This window comes from Mammaliicoccus sp. J-M41 (genome assembly GCF_022385935.1).
In the GTDB taxonomy this organism is placed as follows: Bacteria; Bacillota; Bacilli; order Staphylococcales; family Staphylococcaceae; genus Mammaliicoccus; species Mammaliicoccus sciuri_A.
This window is the reverse complement of sequence record NZ_JAJNIR010000115.1, coordinates 1-220: the sequence shown is the minus strand read 5'-3', so window position 1 is coordinate 220 and position 220 is coordinate 1. Positions and strand designations below refer to the sequence as shown.

Below are 220 nucleotides of genomic sequence, written 5' to 3'. Positions count from 1 at the left end.
TCTCAAGTTAAAGTGTGGTGGAAATGGTATAGAAATGGGGAAACACATAGATTCAATCAACAAGTAGGTAAACAATATTCCTACGGAAAAGAAATGATGAATTGAGTACTGTTGAGATGCTATAAATTGAATTAAAGCGCAAAGAAGTAGAAAATGAAATTTTAAAAAAGTACAAGGAATTGGAAAGGAAGTGGTCCCAGAAGTAGTTGTTGAATTAGTA

At 32.3% G+C, this 220-nt stretch carries 1 pseudogene; it reads left to right on the top strand.

Features of this window, described 5'->3' with window-relative positions:
• Positions 1–220 (top strand): annotated as a pseudogene (locus tag LQ686_RS14115) (IS3 family transposase); the annotation flags it as partial.